Genomic DNA, 21533 nt, shown 5'->3' with positions numbered 1-21533 from the left:
GGGGGCGTCAAACTTGTTGGCCGGGACGTTTGTTTTTGATGCCAAATCCCGGGCCATGACGTGGTCGGACGAGGTTTACAGCATCCACGGCTACCGCCGCGGTGACGTCGTTCCAACAATGGAGCTGACGATGGCGCACAAGCACCCTGCTGACCTGCCGCGAATCCAAGAGGTCAGCAACGAACTGTTCGCACATGGCGGTCATGTTGCCATCTACCATCGCCTGATCGATGCCGCGTCCCGCGAGCGCAAAGTGCTGACGGCGGGGGAGGCAGCGCTGGACGAGGCCGGCAAGGTGTCGACGATCTCGGGAGTCATGCTGGACCTGACGTCAACAATCCAACGGGAGACGGAGCTGGCCGCGCGCGAAGCCGTCCGCGGCGCAATGGCTACCCGGAGCACCATCGCGAAAGCCGAGGGCATCCTCATGGGCCGGCTCGGGATCGGATCGGATGAGGCCTTCCAACTGCTGACCGCCTACAGCAACAGCAGCAACATCAAACTCGCCAGTGTTGCATGCGGCCTCGTGGCACTTGCTGACAACCCTTCGGAGGTCACCGCGCTGGGGCGCTTCATCCAGCAGCTCAGCCAGGCCCGCCCGCGCCGCTGACCGTTCGACGCTGGCGGACCAGTCCCAGGCAGAGTGCGGCCGCTGCTGCGGCGGCGGCCGCGACGATGCCGAAAGGCACCGGATCGTTGGCCCCGCCGATGCCTACCAGGGGTGCCGCCAGGCCGCCGAAGGAAAACCGGGCCAGGCCCAAGAGCGAGGAGGCCGTGCCGGCGATGTCGGGGTACTCCTTGAGCGCAAGCGAGGTGGCCGGCGGGCTGGTCACGGCGACACCGCTGACCATAGTGAACAGGGACAGGATGATCGCGATCAGCGGCAGGTGCAGGAGCGCCGTGGCCAGCAGGCCCAGGGCGCCGGCGAGCGCCATGGCCAGGCCTACGGCGAGGGTTCCCCGTTCGGACCAGTGCTCGGCCAGCCGGCCGGAGATAAACCCGAAGATCACGAAGCCCAGGGAGTTCAGTCCGAAGGCGAACGAGTACCCCTGCGGGGAGAGCCCGTACATGCCCTGGAGGATGTACGTTGCCCCGCTCAGGTAGGCGAAGATCGCCGAGTAGGTGAAGCCCGTGATCAGGACGGCGCCGACGAACATCCGGTCCGCCAGGAGCCGGCGGAAGTCATTGAGGGTGTGGGAAAGGCCGCCGGTGAGGCGCCGGGCCTGCGGGAGGGTCTCCCGGAAGATCACCAGGGACGCGACGAGGATGGCCACACCTACTGCGGCGAGGAAAAGGAACACCCCGCGCCAGTCCGTGACGGCCGCGAGCTGGCCGCCGATCACGGGGCCGATGATGGCGGCCAGCCCGCCGAGCACGGTGAGGCGGCCGTAGTAGCGGATCAGCTTCCCGCCCGAGTAGACGTCCCGGCCGGCGGCCTGCGCGATAACAATGCCCACAGCGCCGGCGAGGCCCTGGACGAACCGGGCGAGGATGAGGGTTTCGACCGTGGGGCTGAGCGCGCACAGCACCGAGGTGACCGTGTAGGCGATCACTCCGATGATCAGTGGCTTCCGGCGGCCGAAGCGGTCCTACATGGGCCCGGCCACCACCTGCCCGATGGCCAGGCCGAGCAGGCACGCCGTGATGGTCAGCTGCGCCACGGACGTTGTGCTGCGGAGCTCCGCGGTGAGGGCCGGGAGGACCGGCAGGTAGAGGTCCATGGAAATCGGACCGAAGATTGTCAACAGCCCGAGTACCACCGCAAGCGGCCGGCCGACGGCCTGTCTGGGTGCGGGAGCAGGTCCGGGTGCAGTGGCGTGTGCAGGGGCGCCGGTGGCGGTCATGCTGGCTCCGTTCCAGTGGTGATGGGCTTGGTTTTCCATTCAACCCGGCCGCGCCCTTCCAAGCCACGGCTCTCCTTATCCGGGTTCTGGCAGTACCTCCCTAGGACCCGCCGCCCCGGTGTAGCGTGAACGAGTGGATAACAGGATGGCGGTGAGGGAGTTCCTCGCCTCAAGGCGCGCCAAGATCTCTCCGGAAATGGCCGGACTCACGCTTTTTGGCGGACGACGCCGGGTTCCCGGCCTGCGCCGCGAAGAAGTCGCCATGCTCGCCGGGGTCAGTGTGGACTATTACACGAAGCTCGAGCGCGGGAACCTGTCCGGGACTTCCGAAAGTGTCCTCGACGCCATCGCCAGGGCCCTGAAGCTGGACGAAGCGGAACGTGACCACCTTTACAACCTTGCCAGGGCCTCCAGCGCGTCCAGCAGGACCAAGCAGCGGCCCCTCCAGAGCGGGACCGTTCGCCCGCCCCTTCAGTTCATGCTGGACGCCATCACGGCAGCGCCGGCCTTCATCGGCAACCAGCACATGGACATTGTGGCGGCCAACCAGCTCGGCTATGCCCTGTACTCCGAGATGTACCGCAGTCCCGCCCGGCCTGCCAACCACTCCCGGTTCATCTTCCTTGATCCCAAAGCCCGGGACTTCTACCCCAACTGGGATCTGGCCGCCAACACCAACGTGGCCCTTCTGCGGACCTACAGCGGCCAGAACCCCTTCGACAAACGCCTGGCGGACCTCGTAGGGGAACTGTCCACGCGCAGCGAAGAATTCCGCACCCGCTGGGCAGCCCACAACGTCCGCCGCCACTACGCCGGCACCAAGATGTTCCACCACCCGGTGGTGGGGGAGCTCGAGCTCACGTACGAAGCCATGGATCTCGCCGAGGACCCCGGTTTCAGGCTGACCGTCTACCCGGCCGTGCCGGGATCGCCGTCGGATGAACGGCTGCGGCTGCTGGCCAGCTGGGCCGCCACCGAACACATCCGTGAGCTCGCCGTCGGGCCGGCCCAGGGGCAGCCCGGGGCGCCGGTCCGCACGGCCTCCGAGCCGCAACCCCAGAGCAGGGATGTCCAGCGGTCCTGACCGTGGAAGTATGGAGGGACGGAGCACCACCACGTCACTACCTAAGGGCGGATCATGGCCAAGGGGATTTACGTCAGCGCGACCACACCGGGATCCGGTAAGTCGCTGATAGCGCTGGGGCTTGCGGACACGCTGCACCGGCACGCGGACCGCATCGGCTTCTTCAAACCCGTGGTCCACGGCGCTGACGCCGCCTCGGACCCCATGGTGGCCCTGATGAAAGCCCGGTTCGACCTCGACGACGACCGCTGCCGCGGCGGCCTGACGTTCGCCGAGGTCCGCTCCCTGCTGGCGGAGGGAAACCGGGCGGAGATTGACGCCCGCTGCGTGGAGATCTTCGCCGACATGTCCCGCCACTGCGATGTGGTGATCGTGGAGGGCACCGACCTCACCGGCCAGGATGCCGCCGTCGAATTCGACCTCAACGCACGCCTCGCCAACAACCTGGCCGCCTCGATCGTGGCCGTGGTGGGCGCTAAGGGGCGCACCGTCGCGGAGGCGGCTGACGCCGTCGAGGTTGCCCGCAAGGAACTGGCGGCGGAACGCTGCAGCCTGCTGGCCATCATGGTGAACCGTGCCGACCCGGAGGACGTGGACGGAATCGTTGCCGCCGTGAAGCCCGGCGCTTCCGGTAGGCCCGTATACGTCTTCCCGGAGCTGGAGGACATTGCCCGGCCCACCACCGGCGAGGTGGCCACGGCCCTGGGGATCCGCCAGGTGGCCGGGCGGCAGGACATGGAACGCGACGTCCACTCCATCAAGGTGGCGGCCATGAGTGTGGCCAACTTTTTGCACGTGCTCGACGACGGCGCCCTGGTGATCGTCCCGGGTGACCGTGCGGACGTGATGGTCGCGTGCCTGGCGTCGTCGTTCTCGCCCGAATTCCCGGTGCCGTCTGCGCTGATCCTCACCGGCGGCCTGGCCCCGGACCCCAACATTTACTCACTGCTGGCTCAGGCGCCGTTCCCCGTGTTCGCCAGCCCGGACGATACCTACACCACCGCCAAGCGCGTTTCCGAGGTCCGCAGCGAAATCTGGTCCGGGCACCGCCGCAAGGTGGCCTCCGCCGTCGGGCTGTGGGCCAAACGGGTGGACGAGGCCGAGCTGGTGGAGCGCCTGCACCTGCCGCGGCTGGAGCGGATGACGCCGCTGCGGTTCCTGCACGACCTGATCGAACGGGCACGGCTGCAGCGCCGGCACATCGTGCTGCCCGAGGGGAACGACGTGCGGATCCTGCGCGCCGCGGAAATCCTGCACCGGCGGGACGTCTGCGACCTCACCATCCTGGGCAACGAGTCGGACGTCCGCGAACTGGCTTCCACGCAGGGCATCGACCTGTCGGGCATGAAGATCGTGGATCCCGCCACGTCCGAGCTGCGCCAGCAGTTCGCCGAGAAGTACGCGGAGCTGCGTGCGCACAAGGGCGTGGACCTGGCCCGGGCACTGGAGGTCATGCTGGACGGCAGCTACTTCGGCACCATGATGGTCCAGCTGGGCGTGGTGGACGGCATGGTGTCCGGCGCCGCGCACACCACCGCCCACACCATCCGCCCGGCGCTCGAGTTCGTGAAGACCCGCGACGGCGTGAAGATCGTCTCCTCGGTGTTCCTGATGCTGATGCCGGACCGGGTGCTGGTGTACGGCGACTGTGCCGTCAACCCGGATCCGAACGCCGAACAGCTGGCGGACATCGCGCTGGCCTCAGCGGAGACCGCCACGCAGTTCGGCGTGGAACCGCGCGTGGCCATGCTGTCCTACTCCACCGGCGGATCGGGGACCGGGGAGGCGGTGGACAAAGTCCGGCAGGCCACCGAAGTGGTGAAGGCACGCCGCCCGGACCTCGCCGTCGAAGGCCCCATCCAGTACGACGCCGCCGTGGACGCCGCGATCGCGCAGTCCAAGATGCCGGGCTCGTCCGTCGCCGGGCAGGCCACCGTGTTCATCTTCCCGGACCTCAACACCGGCAACAACACCTACAAGGCGGTGCAGCAGTCCTCGGGGGCGGTCGCCGTCGGGCCCGTCCTGCAGGGGCTCCGCAAGCCGGTGAACGACCTCTCCCGCGGCTGCACCGTGGAGGACATCGTGAACACGGTGGCCATCACGGCCGTGCAGGCGCAGTCAGTGGAACCGGCCGCCGAACCGGCAGCCGCGGCCGCGCACGCGTAGCTAGCTGTTGTCCGGTCAGCTGTTCTCCGGTCAGCTGTTTTCCGGCTCGGCCGGGCTGTCCGGGTCTTCCGGCTTGGCCAGCTCATCGGCCAAGCCGGCGGGGGTGAGGTCCAGGTCCTCCACGTTCTCGGGCGGCTCGGGGGACTCGCCCACCTCGGCGGCCTTGACGTTCCCTGTATCGTCCAGGGCCGGGTTCGCGCCCTCAATGCCCGTGGGATCCTTCTTTTTTGACCCGGTGTCCGGCGCGTTGCCCGCAGGTCCCGCGCTCTCCGGTGCGGTGCTGTCCCCGGTGCTGTCCGGCTGGGTGGTGCTGTCAGTCATGGAAAAGCCCTCCGTGCGTTGTCCCATTGGTCCGCCGACTCTAAGCGCCCGCCGCGGCTGACGCAATGGCGCTACGATCGAACTTCCACCGACCACCGCAGCAGCTACGGCTTAGGAGGCCCAGTGCTCGTCCTCGTCATCAACTCCGGTTCGTCCTCGCTCAAGTACCAGGTGCGGGACGTGGCATCCCACAGTGTCCTGACCGAGGGGCTGATCGAAAAGATCGGCATGGGCAACGGCGGTGAAGGCGACGGCGAGATCGAGGGCCCGCGCGACCATGCCGAGGCGCTGGAGCAGGTGGACGCCGCCATCCACGAGGTGCTGGGGGACCGGAAGCTGGACGCCGTCGGCCACCGCGTGGTGCACGGCGGTGAGCGGTTCGGCGAGCCGGTGCTGATCGACAACGAGATCACCCGCGCCATCGAGCGGCTCAACCCGCTGGCCCCGCTCCACAACCCGGCCAACGTCCTGGGCATCCGCGCCATCGCCAAGAAGTGGCCGGACATGCCGCAGGTTGCCGTGTTCGACACCGCCTTCCACCGCACCCTGCCCGAGCTCGCATGGCGCTACGCGGTGCCGGACTCGTTGTACACCAACCACGGAATCCGCCGCTACGGCTTCCACGGCACCTCGCACGAGTATGTCTCGCACCAGGCGGCAGCGCTGCTGGACCTTCCGGTGGAAGAGTTCGACGGCATCATCGCCCACCTGGGGAACGGCGCCTCCGTCACGGCCATCCGCGGCGGCAAGTCCGTGGACACCTCCATGGGCTTCACCCCGCTGGAGGGCCTGGTGATGGGCACACGCTCGGGCGACCTGGACCCGTCCATCCTCGTGTTCCTGGGCCGGGCCGGCTGGTCCACGGAGGACATCGACTCCCTGCTCAACCGCGAATCCGGGCTCAAGGGCCTCGCAGGAAACAACGACATGCGTTCCGTGGTGGAGGCCTCCGAAGCCGGCGATGCCCGCGCGGCCACGGCGCTCGCCGTCGCGTCCTACCGGCTGGCCAAGTACATCGGCGGCTACCACGTGGCCGTCGGCGGGGCGAAGGCGCTGGTGTTCACCGCCGGCATCGGCGAGAACTCACACCAGTTCCGCACGCTGGTGGGGGACAAGCTGGGGGCGCTGGGCATAGAGCTCGACGCCGGGCTGAACAGTGAGCGGTCCAAGGAACCCCGCGTGATTTCCACGCCAGAGTCGCTGATCCCCGTCCTGGTGGTTCCCACCGACGAGGAGCGCGCCATCGCGGAGGCGACCGCCGCCGTCGTGCATTCCGCTTCCTAACCGGGACGCTCTCTCACTTCTGGTTGCCTTTCCCGGGACGCTCTCTCACTTCCTACGCGTGGGCGAGGTTGCTGGACAGTTCGCGGTGGGCGTCGGCCTGGTCCTGGAGAGCCTTGGCCCGGGCCTCGAACACGCCGACGGCGTCGGCTCCGGCCGCGAAGCGCAGCGGCGGTTCATCCTGTTCGGCCAGTTGGATGAGGGCGTCGGCGAGCTTGGCCGGATCGCCGCCCTGCAGCCCGTTCATGCCCTTCCACGCGGCCACGGTCTGTTCGGTGCGCTCGGCGTAGTCCCCAATGGTGGATTCGGCGTAGCTTGTCGATTCCGGGGTGAGCAGTTCGGTGCGGAAGAACCCGGGTTCCACGATCATGGTGCGGATGCCGAACGGGGCCACCTCAGGCGCCAGGGACTCCGCCCAGCCCTCGACGCCGAACTTCGAGGCAGCGTATGCGGACAGGAACTCCCCGCCCGCGATGCCTGCCGTCGACGAGATGGTGACCACCAGGCCCGAGCGCTGCGCCCGCATCACCGGCAGGGCCGCGCGGGTGACGTTCATGGGCCCGAACATGGTGGTTTCGATCTGTGCCCGGAAGTCCTTCGGGGTGATTTCCTCGAAGAACCCGGCGTAGAAGTTGCCGGCGTTGTTCACAAGGACGTCGATCCGGCCGAAGTGGTCCACTGCTGCCTGGATGGCGGCCACGGCGTCGGCGGGGTCGGTGACGTCGAGCTTGACGGCCAGCAGATGCACGTTTTCGCCAACGGCCTGGGTGACCTTTTCGGGGTTGCGGCCGGTGGCGACCACGGCGTGGCCGGCAGCTAGCGCCGCCTTTGCGATGTCGGTGCCCATGCCGCGGCCGGCGCCGGTGATGAACCAGACCTTTTTCCCGGCGGTGCTGTTCCCGGCGGTGGTGTTCGCGGTGGTGGTGTCGTGCTGTTCAGTCATTGTGTTGTGCTGTCTTTCCGTGTGGATGTTTCGGGTTTGGTGGTTGTGTCGGCGGGCGGTGCCGCCCAGCTGGCGAGGAATGCCAGCGCGTTTTCGGAGGCGGAGCCCGGCTCCGCGGTGAAGGTGAACAGGGTCTGTCCCTCGTCGCCGGGGAGGTGCAGGGTTTCGAACTGCAGGGACAGGTCCCCGGCCACCGGGTGGTGGAAGCGCTTGGTTCCGGTGGTGTGGATCCGCACGTCGTGCCCTGCCCACAACGCGGCGAACAGTCCGCTGCGGGTGGTCAGCTCACCGACCAGCTCGTTCAGCGCCCGGTCGTGGGGGTTCCGCCCCGTTTCCAGCCGGAGCATCGCGACTGTGGTGGCCGCGATCGCCCGCCAATCTGGGTACAGGTCAGCTGCGCGCGGATCGAGGAAGAGGTAGCGCGCCTGGTTCGGCAGCCGGCCGGGAGTGTCCGGACCGGATGATGCGGGGGAGTCGAACACCTCCGAGTACAGCGCGCGGCCCAGCAGGTTGGCTGCCAGCACGTCGGACCGGCCGTTCTGCACAATGGCCACCACTCCGGTCATACCGTCCAGCAGGCGCAGCACGCCGGGACGGACCCGCTGCTGCGTGGGCCGGCGGGGTGCCTTGCGCGACTCCACCCGCGAGGGAGAGTTGGCAGTCCGCGCCAGATCCATCAGGTGAGTCCGCTCGGCGTCGTCCAGTTGAAGAGCGGAGGCCACGGCCTCAAGCACCGAGTCAGAGACGCCGCGGAGGCTGCCGCGTTCCAGCCGCGTGTAGTAGTCCGTGCTTACCCCGGCGAGCTGCGCCACTTCCTCACGGCGGAGGCCCGGCACCCGCCGCAGCTCCCCGTAGTTCGGGATGCCGGCCTGCTCCGGGCTGATCTTCGCGCGACGCGACATCAGGAACTCACGGATTTCGTCTTTTCTGTCCACATCCACAACGCTACGCAGGCCGCCCGCCCGGTGGCAGTGTCTATCGGACACCCCCAGTGTGCTGAAGCGGCGGAGGGTACGCTCAAACCATGCCGGACATCAGACTGCCCATCCGCACCGACCGCCTGGTCCTCCGCCGTTTCGAGGCCGCCGACCTCGACGCCTTCTACGCCTACCACTCGCTGCCCGCAACCGCGCGGTTCCTGCCGGGCGAAGCCAAGAGCTACACGCAGTGCATGGAACGGGTGGGCAACTACGCCAACTTTGTTTTCAAAAAGGAAGGCGACTGGGTGGCACTGGCCATTGAGGCCGCGGATTCTCCGGGCTTGATCGGCGAAGTGGTGCTGAAATGGCTGCCGGGCCTCGGCCAGGCGGAGGTGGGCTGGAGCCTGGCCCCGGGAGCGCGCGGCAAGGGCTACGCCACCGAAGCTGCGGAGGCGATGCTGAAGCTAGGGTTCGAGGGCCTGGACTTCCACCGGATCGACGCCAAACTGGACGCGCTGAACACGGCGTCGGCTTCGATCTGCGAGCGGCTGGGCATGCGCTTGGAGGGCAAGCACGTGGACAAGTGGCGGTACAAGGGCGTGTGGGCCACGGAAGTTGTCTACGCCATGCTGCGCGACGAATGGACAGCACGGAAAGCAGGCAGCTGACGCGCCAGCTGCCTGGATCTAGGCGCCGGCCTCGTACGTCCCGTACTCCGGAGGCCCTGCCGACTCATAGACAAGAATGGCGAGTCCGCCCGGCGTCGTACTGCTGCTGACCAGGCGCAGGCCCGCCGGGGCGCCTCCCACCGGAAACAGCCGCCGCCCGTTCCCCACCACCACCGGGGCGATCACCAGCCTCACCTCGTCAATCAGCCCGGCGGCCAGCAGGGACTGCGCCAGTCTGGAACTCCCGTGGATCTGCAGCTCCCGTCCGGGCTGCCGCTTCAATTCGGCGACCTGTGCGGCGACGTCCCCGGAGAGGATGGTCGTCGGTGCCCACGTGGCCTGCTTCAAGCTCTGGGAGGCCACGTACTTCGGCAGGCCGTTCATCTTTTCGGAGAACGGATCATCGGGGTCCGTGATCTGGGGCCAGTCGCGCGAAAAGTTGTCGTAGGTGCGGCGGCCGAATAGCAAAGCGTCCGCCTGGCCCAGCCAGTCCACAGCCTGTTGCACGAACTCCTCATCCAAGTGCGGGACAAACCACCCTCCTTGGGTGAAGCCGTCGCTGGTGTCCTCATCCGGGGAGCCGGGACCCTGCGACACGCCGTCCAAGGTTAAGAACTGCATCAGCGTCAGTCTCATCGTGTGTTACCTCTCCGTAGGGGTTCAGCATCGGTTCTGGAGTAGCTCACTTCGTCCACATCCACCACGGTACGCAGGCTGCAGATGCGGTGGCAGTGTCTATGGCCCCCAGTGTGCTGAAGCGGCCAGGGTGCGCTCTTCGAGAAGGGCTACCTCTTCTAGCTTCATGCTCCTAATCTGTTGCTACGGGCGAAGTTAATCTCGCCCGCTCCAGCCACATTGAAGCGATGGAAAGCCTGGCCATGCCTCCCGCAGGGGATCACGGGCACCGTTGGGAAGCAGCCGGCTTGGAGAGGAGAAGGCGATGGAAACGGACGTGGAACCAAGAGCATTCTGGGGGAGGATCGGTGCGATTGCGCTTCCCCTCGGGGTCATCCTGCTGGTGGCCGCAACGGCGGTGCACCCGTCCAGGGAAGACCCCATGAACCACACTGCAGTCTTTAGGGAGTACGCGCAGACCGATGGCTGGATTGCCATCCACTTCACGCAGTGGCTCGCCGCCCTGATGTTCTTCGGCGGGCTCGTGGCCCTGTACTTTGCCATGACCGCCAAGAAGGAGGGGCCAAAACCGCTGGCGCGGTTCGGCCTGGTCGCGGTGGTGCTGACCGCGGCGGCCATCACCATGCTCCAGGCGGTGGATGGTGTGGCGCTCAAATGGGCGGTGGATTCCTGGGCGGTGGCTCCCGCCGATCAGGAGTCGTCAGCGCTTTCGGCAGCCATGGGGTTGAGATGGACTGAGTACGCGCTGCAGAGCTATTCCAACATCCTGCTCGGACTCGCGCTGATTTTCTACGGGCTGGCTATCGCGTACGGCTACGCGTTCGCCCGCTGGCCGGGATGGCTGGCCGCGGCTTCGGGAATCGCATGGATCATCCACGGCCTGATGGTTTCCTATGTTGGCCTGTTCGATTCGGCGCCCCGGTTGGTGGCGCTGGTGCTCATGGCCGCCTGGGCGTTCGTCATGGCTGTGCAAATGTGGCCCAGCGGCCGCCGCGGACAGGCCGCCAGCGCCGCGGCACCGACGGGTCCAGTCACCGCATAGTTCGAGCCAACCACCGGTGATGGAGCCTGTCGGGACCGGGTCTCGACAGGCTCAACCATCGGATTATCGTCGGGTTCTACGGGCCCTTCCGCCGGGCCGCCGCAGCGTTGACACCACAGCCGGGGGCGGACCACACTGGCGCTAAACCTACCTGGCGGCCGAGCCGTGCCGTCAGCAGGCGTGTCCGAGGAGTGCCCGCCATGCCCGTGATCGAAGAAAGTGTCTTCATAGCCCGCCCGCCCCAGGAGGTCTTCGAGTTCCTGATCAAGAGCGAGAACATCCCCGTCTGGGATTCATCCGTTGTCCAGGCAGAACAGATAGGCGACGGTCCCGTTGGGGTGGGCACGCGGACCAAAGGCAGCAGCAAGGTATTGGGCCGGCACTTCGACTGGGTCAGCGAAAACACCCACTTCGATCCGCCCAACAAGACGGTGATCCGTTCCGTTGAAGGCAAGTTCGACTTCACCATCACAGACACCCTTGAGTCCGAGGGCGACGGGACCCGCCTCACCCACCGCATCGATGCAGGCACCGGGCTCGGCGGGGTCTTCGGCAAACTGGCCGACCCGTTCGTGCAGAAGGCCCATACCCGGACGGTCCGCGCGAACCTCGAGACCCTCGCGGACTTATTGGCCGAACACCACGACGGCGGATAGCCCGCCACATACCCCATCCGCTGCTCCGTAACTGCCGTTTTGGGGGCTCAGAACGGCCGTTACGGAGCAATCGATGGGGAGTTGAACCCTACTTCAGCCCGGCCCCCGGCAGCAGCTCCACGGCGCCCACGGAGTCGGCCACGAAGGCGTAGTCCCAGGCCCGCTCGCGCCACTGGACATACCGGCCGGAGGCCCCGCCGTGGCCGCCGTCCATCTCGATCTTCATGACGATCGGCTCGGACCCGGTGGAAACCGCACGAAGGGCCTGCACCCACTTGGCCGGCTCCACGTACAGGACGCGCGTGTCGTTGAACGAGGTCACGGCGGCGATCTTCGGATAGGGCAGGGCGCCAACGTTCTCGTACGGCGTGTAGGACTTCATGTACGCGTACACGTCAGGGTCCGTGATCGGGTTGCCCCATTCCTCCCACTCGAGGGCGGAGAGCGGCAGCTCCGGATCGAGGATGGTGGTCAGCGCATCCACGAACGGCACGGCGGCCACAATGGCGGCGTACTTTTCCGGTGCCAGGTTGGCCACGGCGCCCATCAGCAGACCGCCCGCGGACCCGCCCATCGCGGCAATGCGGTCAGGCGCGACCCATCCGGAACCAGCCAGCCAGTCCGTGGCCGCGATGAAGTCCGTGAACGTGTTCTTCTTGTGGAGCTTCTTGCCGTCCTCGTACCAGTGCCGGCCCAGCTCGCCGCCGCCGCGGATGTGCGCGATCACGAACACAATCCCGCGGTCCAGCAGCGACAGCCGCGGGATGCCGAAGCCGGGGTCCATGCTCAGTTCGTAGGAACCGTACCCGTACACCAGCCCGGCCGCGGAGGAATCGCGGGAAACCGAGGCGTGCCGCAGTACCGACAGTGGAACGCGGGTGCCGTCGGCCGCCGTCGCCCATTCCCGGGTGGCCACGTAGTCGGACGGCGAGTAGCCGCCCAGCACCGGGCTCTCCTTGCGGAGCAGCAGCTCGCCCGCGGGCTGGGAAGCGGTGGGCAGCACGAAGTCGTACACGCGCGACGGCGTGAAGTAGGACGTGTAGCCCATCCGGATCACCGGCGCCTCGTAGTCGGACCCCGCCACACCTGCGGTGTACAGTTCCTCGTCGAACGCCGGTTCCACCGGATCGCCCTGCGCGGGCGTGCCCAGACCGGCCAGCGCCAGCACCTGCACGCGCTCAATGGTGTCCTTGCGGACGGACACAATCACGTGCGTGGACGTGACGCCCGCGCCGTTGACGCGCACCTGGTCGGAATGTTCGACGACGGTGGTCCACTCCTGCTCGGCCAGCGGCTTAGCGAGCTCGGCCGGGTCCACCAGCGACACCATGGAGTTGATGGCGTTCCGGTTGTGCGTCACCAGAATCCGTTCGGCACCATCCAGCAGGAACGGCTCGGCCTCGTAGAGGACGCGTTCGTCGCGGGAGATCACGGTGCTGAGTCCGGCGTCGTAATCGTCAAAGCGGAGCAGCCGCGTCTCGCTGTACTCGGAGCAGCCGATGCTCAGCACGAGGTGACGCCTGTCGGAGGAGAGATCGAAGCCCAGCCACATGGCGACGTCGTCCTCCTGGTAAATCACCTCATCGTCGGCGACCGGCGTGCCCAGCACGTGGGACTTCACCTGGTAGGGGCGCCAGGCGTCGTCCACCACGGTGTAGAACAGGCGCGTGCCGTCGGGGGAGAAGGAGACGCCGTAGAAGATGTTCTCGATGACGTCCGGAAGCATTTCGCCGGTGCGCAGGTCCTTGAAGCGCAGCGTGAAGCGTTCGTCGCCGGCGTTGTCCACGGCGTAGGCGTAGAGGTTGCCGTCCACGGTCACGGCGGTGCCGCCCACCGCGAAGAACGGCTTGCCTTCGGCTTCCACGTTGCAGTCCAGCAGGACTTCTTCGCCGGGAAGTTCGACGCCGGCCTCCACCGCCGGGGGCGTCCAGTCGGCCACCGGGTCCCCGGTGTTCCGGGCCTTGACTCGGCACTGGATGCCATACTCCTTGCCCTCCACGGAGCGGGTGTAGTACCACCAGCCGTCCTTGCGGTTCGGGACAGACAAGTCTGTCTCCTGCGTGCGTCCCTTGATTTCCTGGAAGATCGCTTCCCGGAGCGGTTCCTGGTGGGCGGTGACGCTCTCCTGGTAGGCGTTTTCGGCCTTGAGGTGCTCCACCACGTCCTCGGAGTCCTTGGCCCGCAGCCATTCGTAGTTGTCCACGAAGGTGTCGCCGTGGTGGGTCCGTTCCTTCGGGACCTTCCGGGCAACGGGGGCGGCGGACGCAGGGGTGTGGTCGGCAGGGTGCTGCACTGGAGTCTGGGTCATTGACTCAATATATAAAGCTATTCCGCTCCGGGCACCCGCGTTCGCTACCGGGGGATAGAGTGGTCCGCTTTCTTCGTGCGTAGCGCCCTGCACACCGCGTCACTTCTACAACTTAAAGACAAGTAGTGGCCACTCACGCACAGGATGTTGGCGGTAAATAGTCTGTAGGAGTCGGTCGGCGGAGGACCTGGTCCCCCTGGGAACTCCCGCCAGTCCGATACTTGGCCCGGACAACGTTCCGGATCACGTTGAGCTGGGCCGGCGGTGATAAGCCTTCTGAGACCGAGGCTTCCCCAGGCACCGCCGGCCCTTAGCTCACGTGAAGTTTCCCAGCCCAGCGTGAATAGCTCAGCCCCACCGTATGCCAGGGCCTAGTGTCGGAGCCGCGAATCGGCAGGCACCAACCCCGGCAGGAAGCGCACATAGGCCACCATGCCGACTAGCTCCACCAGGGTCTGCGTCACCACCACCAGCGCGGCGAGGGCCAGCGGCTCGGGAAGCGCCAGTGCCAGCGGAAGCACTACCAGCGAATTGCGGGTCGCGCCGCTGAACACCACGGCCAGGCTCGCCGGGGCATCCAGCCGGGCGGTCCGGGCCGCGAGCAGGCCCAGCGGCACCATCACCAGCAGGAACGCGGCATACAGCGGCACCACGGCCAGCAGCGAACCCAGTTCCTGGCGCACGCCCACGATCTGCGAACCCACCACCACGGCCAGCGTCGCCATCATGAGCGGGACCATCAGCGCTTGCATCACCGCCATGACTTTGTGCCCCGCAGCGGAACCGATAACGGAACGCCCGACGGCGGCGCCGTCACCCGGGTGCCCGACGGCGGGAAGGTCACCTTCCCCGCCCGGCAAGAACCGCCCGGCAAGCCACTGCGTCAGCGCCGCCAAACCCAGCGGAACGATGATCAGCCCCACCAGTGCTTGCACAAACGGCGCCGGATCAATCGCCGACACCAGCTCCGGCCCCACGAACATCAACAAGTACACCGGCAGCAGGAGCATCTGGGCGAGCATCAGTACCGGTGCCGCGGCGAGCAGCCGGTCGGCGGCCCCGCCGGCCAGACCGGTGAACACGATCACGTAGTCTATGCACGGCGTGAGGAGTACCAGCAGTAAGCCCACCAGGAGCGCCTGATCGCCGGCGACGAAACGGCTCAGCCCGAACACCACCAGGGGCACCACGGCGAAGTTGAGCACCAGCACCGTCGCCATGAAGGGCACGTCGCGTAGGGCGCGTCCCAGTGACGCGAACGGGATCCCCAGGAATGTCGCGTAGAGCAGCAGCCCCAGTACCGGATTGATGGCCAGCTCCAGCGCGGCGGCCGAGTCCGGCGCCAACAAACCCGCTGCGGCACCGGCCACAATCGCGGCAAGATACAGGCCGATCTGGCGGCGTTCCATCCATGCCACAAACGTCCAGGTCTTCACCGGCTCCATCGTAGGCGAGTCATTACCCCACGCCGCAGCCGGCCACAACACCCCCCGCCGTTCATAACGCCACTCTTTCCGCATGTGACGCTCAGTGTTGCGTAGGTCACATTCGCTCCTTAGTCTGATGGAGGTCGCAGCGTCGCGGCCATGCAGTGAATAGGGGAAACACTTGAACGACAAACTCAAGGTTTTAGTACGGCTCGATCTCGATTGCGGACAGGCTGAAGTCGCCGCCCAAGGACATGTGACGGCGAAAAGCCTCCAGGCCCTGTATGTGGTTGTGAAGAGGGCAAATCATTTGAAAGAAGGGCTCCACCTGGTGTTGGATGTGAGCCACGCACATGTTGAGCCGGCTGCAATGGAGCAGCTGCAGGCATGTTCGGAATCGCACCACCTGCCGGCGTCCATTGATCCGCTCCAGTCGGAATGCAACATCAGCGTCCTGGCTCCCGCACCGCGGGTTACCGCGCACAAGGGTACGGAGACGGCAACCCGACGAAGGAACCGGGCCATGAGCCTCGCCGCCTAAGCAGCGGAGCTCACCTCACCGGAACGCACGTTACCGGAACGCACGTTACCGGAACGCACGACGGCGGCCTCGCCGCCTAAGCGGCCGCCGTCGCCGGTAACTCATCTCACCGAAAACATCACCATGCTTCAACAGCCACCTGTGTAGGCCCATAATCGCCTGCAGATGGCCCTTTGGCATGGTGGTCTCGAGCCCTCAAGTCCAGACCCCTCAGTTCCCGCCCTCGAATCCGTTGGCCGCCACGTAGTCCGCCAGGGTTCCGCTGGCGAGTGCTGCTGATATTGCGCCAATCGCGCCGGGGTTCTGGAAGACGATCGACTGCCCGGTGGTGCTGAAGCCGAAGCCGCCGTCGGGCAGCCGGAAGAAGATGGCATCTTCGGGGCCCACGTCACGCAGGCTGAAGCCCAGCTTCGCCATGGTTTCCACGGTGAGGCCTGGGCTGACCGTCCAGTGCGGCCGGACGGCGTTGACCACGTTCAGCACCGTTTGCGGGTTCGTGAGGGTGCCGGCGCTCATGAACTTGCTGATGACGGCTTTGAGGAATGTCTGCTGGTTGCGGATGCGCTGGAAGTCGCCGTCGGCAAATGCGTAGCGCTCGCGGACGAACTCAAGGGCCTGGCCGCCGGTGAGGTGGTTGATGCCGGCGGGGAAATTCTGCCGGGTGTCGTGGGTGGACGTGAAGGGGACGGTGACGTTCACGTCCACGCCGCCCAGGGCATCGGTGGCGGCCCACAGGCCCGGGAAGTCCACCATCACGGCGTGGTCGATGTGGGTGTTGAACAGCCCCTCCACGGTCTGGACCATGAGCGGAATACCGCCCAGTTCCAGCCCGGCGTTGATCTTGGCTTCGCCGCGGCCGGGGATGTTCACCCACATGTCGCGCATGATCGAGATGCCGTAGATCCTTTGCCGGTCGGCCGGCACGTGGACCAGCATCAGGACGTCGCCGCGCTGATCGGCCGGTGTTCCGGCGGCGGCCTGGGCTTCTTCCGCCCGAGAGTCGCCGCGGCTGTCGCTGCCGATGATCAGGATGTTCATGGCCACGGGCGGCGGTTCGGGCGCCGGTGGAGGCGCGGGCGGTGCCGGGGCCGGTTCGGTGGGTGACGGCGTCGCGGTGGCGCTTTCCGACGTCGCCACCCCGCTGGCGGTGGGAGCAGGCGGACCGCCGCGTCCCACCTGCGAGAACGCGTACGCGGTGCTGCCCAGGGCGATCACCAGGACCATGGCCAGGACGGCTTTGAGCCAAAGGGGCTGCCGGCGCAGCCAGACGGGAAGCCACGCGAAATTTCCCTGCGGCGGCTTGCTTTCAGCCGCTCCTTCCGGATCAGACTGGTTGTCCATAACCGGACGCTACCACCGCTGATGCGGAAAAGGGCGACGCCGGAAGTGCTGTTATGTGGGCGTGTTGAGCCGGGCGTAGCGGAGGATGGTGAGGATGGCGGGGGCCAGTTCGTCTTCCATCTGCCGGTACACCTCGGGGCCTCGTTTGTACGGGTCGATCACTTCGTTGTCCGCGCTGTCCGCGGCCAGGGCGAGGTGCCGGACTGAGGCGAGGCGGGCGGGCAGGCCACGCCAGAGCGTGCCGGCGTCGGGCGCTTTGTTGTTGCCTTCATTGCGGCTGGCTTCACCCGCGGCGGCGTCACGCTCCTCGAGGGCTTCGAGCATCCGCGCGAATTCCCGAATGGTGAATGTGCGCTTGAGCAGGGAGGCGTCCAGCTGCAGCACCTCGCCGCGGTGCTTGGAGGTCATGGTCAGCACGATGTCCGTGTCGCGGAGGATTTTGGGGGTCAGCTGCCGTGCCGCGAAGCCCTTGTCCGTGCCGCCGTACATGTTCACGATGTCGGCGGAGAGCGGCTGGATGGGGCTGCCCACCATGGCGCGGGTGCCGGCGCTCCGCACCTCGAAGCCGCCGGGCAGGACCTGGTCCAGGCCGGCCTGCAGCAGGCGTTCGGCCACGGGGGAGCGGCAGATGTTTCCCGTGCAGACTGTGAGGATCCGTACGGGCGTTGGCGATTCCACGGTGAGGGCTCTTTCCGGAGTGGCTGTCAGATCGGTGCGATCCCTGATCTTCAACTTAACACGCAGGCAGTTCCTGTCCGGGGGCAAACCGCCCGGAGGAACGGGCAGATCTTGATCGAATCTTGCCGCGCGGTTGCGTGAACCTGAAGGCACAACAGGCACAGTGGGGTCAACCGGTGAAGAACACGGTCACAGCAGCTGGGCGGCCCGGCCGGGAGGCCCAACCGATTGCTACGGGGGACGTAGATGTCAGAGCTTGCTTATCGCATCAAGGACCATGCCGGAGCCACGCGCCGCAGGGCGGTGTGGGGCGGCCTGCGGCCGGCTCCGGCCATGACCGCTGCCACCGTCTCCCAGTCCGCGACGGCGCCAGCTTTGGTCACGGCGGCACCGGTCACGGCGGTTTCAGTGACGCCGGCCGGGGCTTCGCTGGTTTCAGAGACGACGGCTTCAGCTACGCCAGCTTCATTTGTGCCAGCCGCGGCGGCGACTGCTTCGACCGGGTCAGCTTCAGCGGTGCTCGTCTCGGGCATTCGGGCCATTCCTTCGACCACGCATCCCAATGAGGCCGGCCACCTTCGGCCCGCCGTCAAGGTCCCTGTCGAGCTCGGCCTGCGGGGTCTTGGCGCCGTTTCCGGAAAGGTGAGCGTCCGAATCACCATCAATCCGGTAGTGCCCGTCTCATCGGCCTTGCGCGTTGGCGGGCAGGTGCCGGTGCCTGGCAGCCTGTCGTTTTCCTTCATCAGCGTGGGTACGGCATGCGTCTTGCCGACCCTAACGCTCAAGGGTGCCACGTTCACGGCGGCATTCATGTACGAGGTGGCCGCAGGTTCAACGGAGCTGGACTTCGCGATCGACGGTTATGGCCGGCGTGGCAGGAATAGCGATCGCTGCGACTTCGAGGTGACCGCAGAAGTCACCGTCCACGAGCATGGCAAGCAGGCGCCGACAATTCTGGCGTGCACCTCCGTCATCCACCTCTGAGGTGGGGCCATCCACTCATGAGGTGGGGCGCCGGCCGCTTTGCAGGGCGGCAGTGCCCAGCCCGCTGTTCAGTGCCTGAACTTTCAGCACCTGAAGCAGTTTGTTTCGTCGCGGGACCTGGCGTGGGTCGATGTGGGGTGGCGGGATGAACCAGGGCACCCCGGTTTTGACGTGGATCTGCCACTGTTCCTTGTGGATCAGGTGGTGGTGATGGCTGCAGAGCAGGGTCAGTAGGTGATGTGGTGGGCTTCGCACCAGGGTGCGGGGATGGTGCAGCCCGGGAACGCGCAGCCCTGGTCGCGGGCGGTGAGGGCTTTGCGGATGTGCGGCGGAAACACCCTGGTGGTGCGGCCGATGTCCAGGATCCTGCCCTGGCTGCCCAGGAGGACGGGGATGATGTCCGCATCGCAGGCGATCTTGCGGACGGTGGCGGGAGTGACGGGGCCGGTGAACGTGAACGAGCCCGTGCCCGGGATGCCGGTGCCGGTGCTGCGTGTGGCGTCGGTGCTCTGGCCGGTGCCTGAGGCCGCGGTGGTGCGCTCGAGGTTCTCGAGCTTGTCGAGGAGGTCGCGGTAGTCGATGGTGACCATGACCTGGGGCCGGAGCCCGCCCGCGGCCGGGAGCGCCCCGGCGACCAAGCCCGCTTTGCAGGCGCCGACGAGGCCGTCCAGGAGCTGCTGCGGACGGGTCCGCTGATCCAGTTCCAGTTCCAGGTCCTGCTCTGCTTCACCGGTGCCGGTGGTGTCGCTGTCGCTGTCGCTGCCGCCGCCGCTACCCGCGCCGGTGTCGGCGCCTGTGCGGGTGCGGGGGTTGGTGGCCGTGTTCATGGCGGTCAGGAGCGGTTCGTATTGGTCGGCGGTGGCGAAAAATTCCACATGGTACAGCCCGCGGCGTGGCTGGCGGAGGAACACGCCCTGCCGGCGGCGGAGCTCTTCTTCAGACGGTTCGGACCCGTCCTGGTCGAGCCCCTCGATCCAGCGCTTCGCGATCCGGGACACGAAATCCGGGTCGCTCCCGGCCGCGTGGCGGGTCAGGTCATGTTCCATCCGGGCCATGGTGTCTTCGGGGGCGTGGTGCCGGACCCGCTCCAGTGCCATGGTGACGATGGTCGCTGAGCGGGACGCAACGGTTCCGGCGGCGACGGCGGCCGCGAGTTCGCGATGTTCCGGAGGCTCGATGTGCCCGGTAATCCCGGTCCTCGGCAGCACCGCGTCAGCCAAGCTGAGGCGCCGCCGGGCCTCGGCAATGCTGATCCGCAAGCTGGTGCGGAGGAACTCGGCGGCGTTCCGGCACCCGTCATCAGCCGGATCTGGCACCGGGCCTGAGGGCATGGATCCGGTATTCGTCGGTTCGGGTTCCAGCGAGTCGGGATCCGCTGCCGCTGGTCCGGGGCCGGTGACCCAGCCACCGGCCCGGGGGGCCCAGCCGACCGGCCCTTGGGCGGCAACCGCGTCGGTGCCCCAACCCGTGGTCCAGCCAACCGCTGCGCCCGAACTTGAGACCGAGCCGGTGCCCGCCCGCGCGGCCGCAGAAGCCTCGCGCCGCGTCCGGTCGACAGCTCCGGCCGCGACGATCTGCAGATATTCGAGGGTCCGGGAGACGTCCTCGACGTTGGCGGCGAAGTCGGCAGCCTCCCGGAAACCGAGCCGCCCGGCGTCCTCGACCGCCGTTGACACGGCACGTTTGAGCAGCTCAAGGCTCCGGACCAGATCATCGGAACCACCGTCGTCGGACGCCGGCACGCGAAAGTGGGAGCCGGCGAGGGCGCCTGCGGTCACCGCGCGAAGGCTGCGCGTTGGCGTGACTACTAGGGGCGGCACATCGGAAAACCCGCCCAGGCGCGTGGCCTGGTTCGGGGCGAGTTCTCCAACGGCTTCCATGGGATAACTCTGCCAGTGGGGACTGACATTTAAGGGGCAACCCGAAATCCTCAATTCTGCATACACAGGAAACCTTGAGTGAATCTTGCAAGACGGTTGCGTGAACCTTTCGCGTCGTTGGGAAGAGTGGTCGCAGCCGGCGAAAACGCGGTGAAAGCACACGGCCGGTCCAATCAGGACTGGCCCCAGCCGAAAAACATGTGGGGGCGAAATTGTCTGAGGTTCTGAACGCAGAGGTCACGAGCAGCGAAGAGGGCGGTCTCAGCCGTCGCAGGATTGTTAAGGGAGCAGCTTGGTCCGTGCCGGTCATCGCAGCCGCTATTGCAGCGCCGGCAGCGTCGGCGTCTGGGCCGATCTACAGCGCTACCTTGACGCTCAAGGGCGCAAATACAGCCGGCCTAACTTTTGTCAGTTCGACAAGTACAGGTACGGGCACGAACCTTACCGGCATCGGGCCCACGAGTTTCGACATCCAGAACACTGGTAGCGCAATCACCGGAACAATCACGGGAACCGTCAACATTGCCCCGTCGGGGGGAGTGCTCGCAGGAGCCGGGATCCAGTCCATGGCGCCGGCTGCCCTGGGCTCGCCTGCTTACTCCACTGCCCATGAGTACAGCGCTACGTTCTCGAACGTTGGTCCCCTTGCAAGCGGCGAGACACTGAACATTCCTCTTTCTTTCCAGTACCAGCGCGTCAACCCATTGCCGAAGAAGGTGACGTACTCCTACACGATGACCATCACTCTGACGCTGCCCGACAGCAAGTCAGTCACCTTGCCCGGCATCGCACTTTCGGTCACCTTCCCGTGAC

The 21533-nt window shown here is 66.8% G+C and carries 21 protein-coding genes and 1 pseudogene; 10 read left to right on the top strand and 12 right to left on the bottom strand.

The features are described from left to right. Positions 1-55 precede the first annotated feature (55 nt). A complete protein-coding gene (locus tag ASF98_RS17870) occupies positions 56-610 on the top strand; it encodes a PAS and ANTAR domain-containing protein (protein WP_235506073.1) in 555 nt (184 codons plus the stop codon). On the opposite strand, the gene ASF98_RS17865 is transcribed toward ASF98_RS17870, so the two are convergent. Next, complete coding sequence (locus ASF98_RS17865; protein ID WP_235506072.1) at positions 585-1553, bottom strand: Bcr/CflA family efflux MFS transporter; 969 nt, start codon at positions 1551-1553, stop codon at positions 585-587. The two genes, ASF98_RS17870 and ASF98_RS17865, sit on opposite strands and share 26 nt — an antisense overlap. Positions 1554-1589: 36 nt before the next feature. Next, complete coding sequence (locus tag ASF98_RS24890; RefSeq protein WP_235506071.1) at positions 1590-1844, bottom strand: hypothetical protein; 255 nt, start codon at positions 1842-1844, stop codon at positions 1590-1592. Positions 1845-1977: 133 nt separating this feature from the next. Between ASF98_RS24890 and ASF98_RS17860 the strand changes: the two genes are divergently transcribed. Both ASF98_RS17860 and pta read left to right on the top strand, forming a co-directional pair. Continuing rightward, a complete protein-coding gene (locus tag ASF98_RS17860) occupies positions 1978-2928 on the top strand; it encodes a helix-turn-helix transcriptional regulator (protein WP_082506920.1) in 951 nt (316 codons plus the stop codon). A 54-nt stretch (positions 2929-2982) separates the two neighbouring features. Further along, complete coding sequence (gene pta / locus ASF98_RS17855; RefSeq protein ID WP_055804641.1) at positions 2983-5094, top strand: phosphate acetyltransferase; 2112 nt, start codon at positions 2983-2985, stop codon at positions 5092-5094. Between the two features lie 30 nt (positions 5095-5124). Here the strand turns inward: pta and ASF98_RS17850 are convergent, their stop codons facing one another. Beyond that, entirely contained in the window at positions 5125-5415 is a 291-nt protein-coding gene (locus tag ASF98_RS17850; RefSeq protein ID WP_055804635.1) for a hypothetical protein, read from the bottom strand. Between the two features lie 123 nt (positions 5416-5538). Between ASF98_RS17850 and ASF98_RS17845 the strand changes: the two genes are divergently transcribed. After that, on the top strand, positions 5539-6699 hold the full coding sequence (locus ASF98_RS17845) for an acetate kinase (protein WP_055804634.1): 1161 nt from the start codon (positions 5539-5541) through the stop codon (positions 6697-6699). 52 nt (positions 6700-6751) lie between these two features. Here the strand turns inward: ASF98_RS17845 and ASF98_RS17840 are convergent, their stop codons facing one another. Then, positions 6752-7639: an SDR family oxidoreductase gene (locus ASF98_RS17840; RefSeq protein WP_055804631.1), complete on the bottom strand. Its 888-nt coding sequence runs from the start codon at positions 7637-7639 to the stop codon at positions 6752-6754. Then, positions 7636-8574, bottom strand: a complete 939-nt coding sequence (locus ASF98_RS17835; RefSeq protein WP_055804628.1) for a helix-turn-helix transcriptional regulator — start codon at positions 8572-8574, stop codon at positions 7636-7638. Before ASF98_RS17835 ends, ASF98_RS17840 begins: the two co-directional genes overlap by 4 nt. Before the next feature lie 89 nt (positions 8575-8663). On the opposite strand from ASF98_RS17835, the gene ASF98_RS17830 reads away from it, so the two are divergent. Then, the gene (locus tag ASF98_RS17830; protein WP_055804625.1) at positions 8664-9227 is read left to right on the top strand and encodes a GNAT family N-acetyltransferase; all 564 of its coding nucleotides are present in this window, start codon (positions 8664-8666) and stop codon (positions 9225-9227) included. An 18-nt stretch (positions 9228-9245) separates the two neighbouring features. Here ASF98_RS17830 and ASF98_RS17825 read toward each other — a convergent pair whose 3' ends face one another. Beyond that, positions 9246-9848 (bottom strand): dihydrofolate reductase family protein, encoded by a 603-nt coding sequence (locus ASF98_RS17825; RefSeq protein ID WP_235506070.1) that lies wholly within the window; start codon positions 9846-9848, stop codon positions 9246-9248. 319 nt (positions 9849-10167) lie between these two features. Here ASF98_RS17825 and ASF98_RS17820 point away from each other — a divergent pair, with 319 nt between their 5' ends. Beyond that, the gene (locus ASF98_RS17820) at positions 10168-10905 is read left to right on the top strand and encodes a hypothetical protein (RefSeq protein WP_055804618.1); all 738 of its coding nucleotides are present in this window, start codon (positions 10168-10170) and stop codon (positions 10903-10905) included. A gap of 200 nt (positions 10906-11105) precedes the next feature. After that, positions 11106-11561: an SRPBCC family protein gene (locus tag ASF98_RS17815; RefSeq protein ID WP_055804615.1), complete on the top strand. Its 456-nt coding sequence runs from the start codon at positions 11106-11108 to the stop codon at positions 11559-11561. Between the two features lie 88 nt (positions 11562-11649). On the opposite strand, the gene ASF98_RS17810 is transcribed toward ASF98_RS17815, so the two are convergent. Together ASF98_RS17810 and ASF98_RS17805 are read right to left on the bottom strand one after the other, a co-directional pair. Then, positions 11650-13869, bottom strand: a complete 2220-nt coding sequence (locus ASF98_RS17810; RefSeq protein WP_055804612.1) for a S9 family peptidase — start codon at positions 13867-13869, stop codon at positions 11650-11652. 371 nt (positions 13870-14240) lie between these two features. Continuing rightward, positions 14241-15314, bottom strand: a complete 1074-nt coding sequence (locus ASF98_RS17805) for an arsenic resistance protein (protein WP_235506069.1) — start codon at positions 15312-15314, stop codon at positions 14241-14243. A gap of 163 nt (positions 15315-15477) precedes the next feature. Between ASF98_RS17805 and ASF98_RS17800 the strand changes: the two genes are divergently transcribed. Then, the gene (locus tag ASF98_RS17800; RefSeq protein WP_055804609.1) at positions 15478-15837 is read left to right on the top strand and encodes a hypothetical protein; all 360 of its coding nucleotides are present in this window, start codon (positions 15478-15480) and stop codon (positions 15835-15837) included. A gap of 210 nt (positions 15838-16047) precedes the next feature. On the opposite strand, the gene ASF98_RS17795 is transcribed toward ASF98_RS17800, so the two are convergent. From ASF98_RS17795 to ASF98_RS17785, 3 genes are all read right to left on the bottom strand, one after another. Further along, positions 16048-17178, bottom strand: coding sequence for an LCP family protein (locus tag ASF98_RS17795; RefSeq protein WP_055804606.1), 1131 nt, complete (start codon positions 17176-17178; stop codon positions 16048-16050). A gap of 51 nt (positions 17179-17229) precedes the next feature. After that, a complete protein-coding gene (locus ASF98_RS17790) occupies positions 17230-17856 on the bottom strand; it encodes an arsenate reductase/protein-tyrosine-phosphatase family protein (RefSeq protein WP_055805094.1) in 627 nt (208 codons plus the stop codon). A 260-nt stretch (positions 17857-18116) separates the two neighbouring features. Next, entirely contained in the window at positions 18117-18389 is a 273-nt protein-coding gene (locus ASF98_RS17785) for a hypothetical protein (RefSeq protein ID WP_055804603.1), read from the bottom strand. Between ASF98_RS17785 and ASF98_RS17780 the strand changes: the two genes are divergently transcribed. Next, positions 18373-18840, top strand: a complete 468-nt coding sequence (locus tag ASF98_RS17780) for a hypothetical protein (protein ID WP_055804600.1) — start codon at positions 18373-18375, stop codon at positions 18838-18840. The genes ASF98_RS17785 and ASF98_RS17780 overlap by 17 nt on opposite strands. A 15-nt stretch (positions 18841-18855) precedes the next feature. On the opposite strand, the pseudogene ASF98_RS17775 reads toward ASF98_RS17780, so the two are convergent. Continuing rightward, positions 18856-20720: pseudogene (locus ASF98_RS17775) on the bottom strand (DUF222 domain-containing protein). A 299-nt stretch (positions 20721-21019) separates the two neighbouring features. On the opposite strand from ASF98_RS17775, the gene ASF98_RS17770 reads away from it, so the two are divergent. Beyond that, positions 21020-21532, top strand: a complete 513-nt coding sequence (locus tag ASF98_RS17770; RefSeq protein WP_235506067.1) for a hypothetical protein — start codon at positions 21020-21022, stop codon at positions 21530-21532. The last annotated feature ends 1 nt before the right edge of the window (position 21533 follow it).

The sequence above is a fragment of the Arthrobacter sp. Leaf337 genome (assembly GCF_001423745.1).
Lineage (GTDB): Bacteria > Actinomycetota > Actinomycetes > Actinomycetales > Micrococcaceae > Arthrobacter.
Note: the sequence above shows the minus strand (reverse complement) of the source record. Positions and strands in the feature narration are given on the sequence as shown.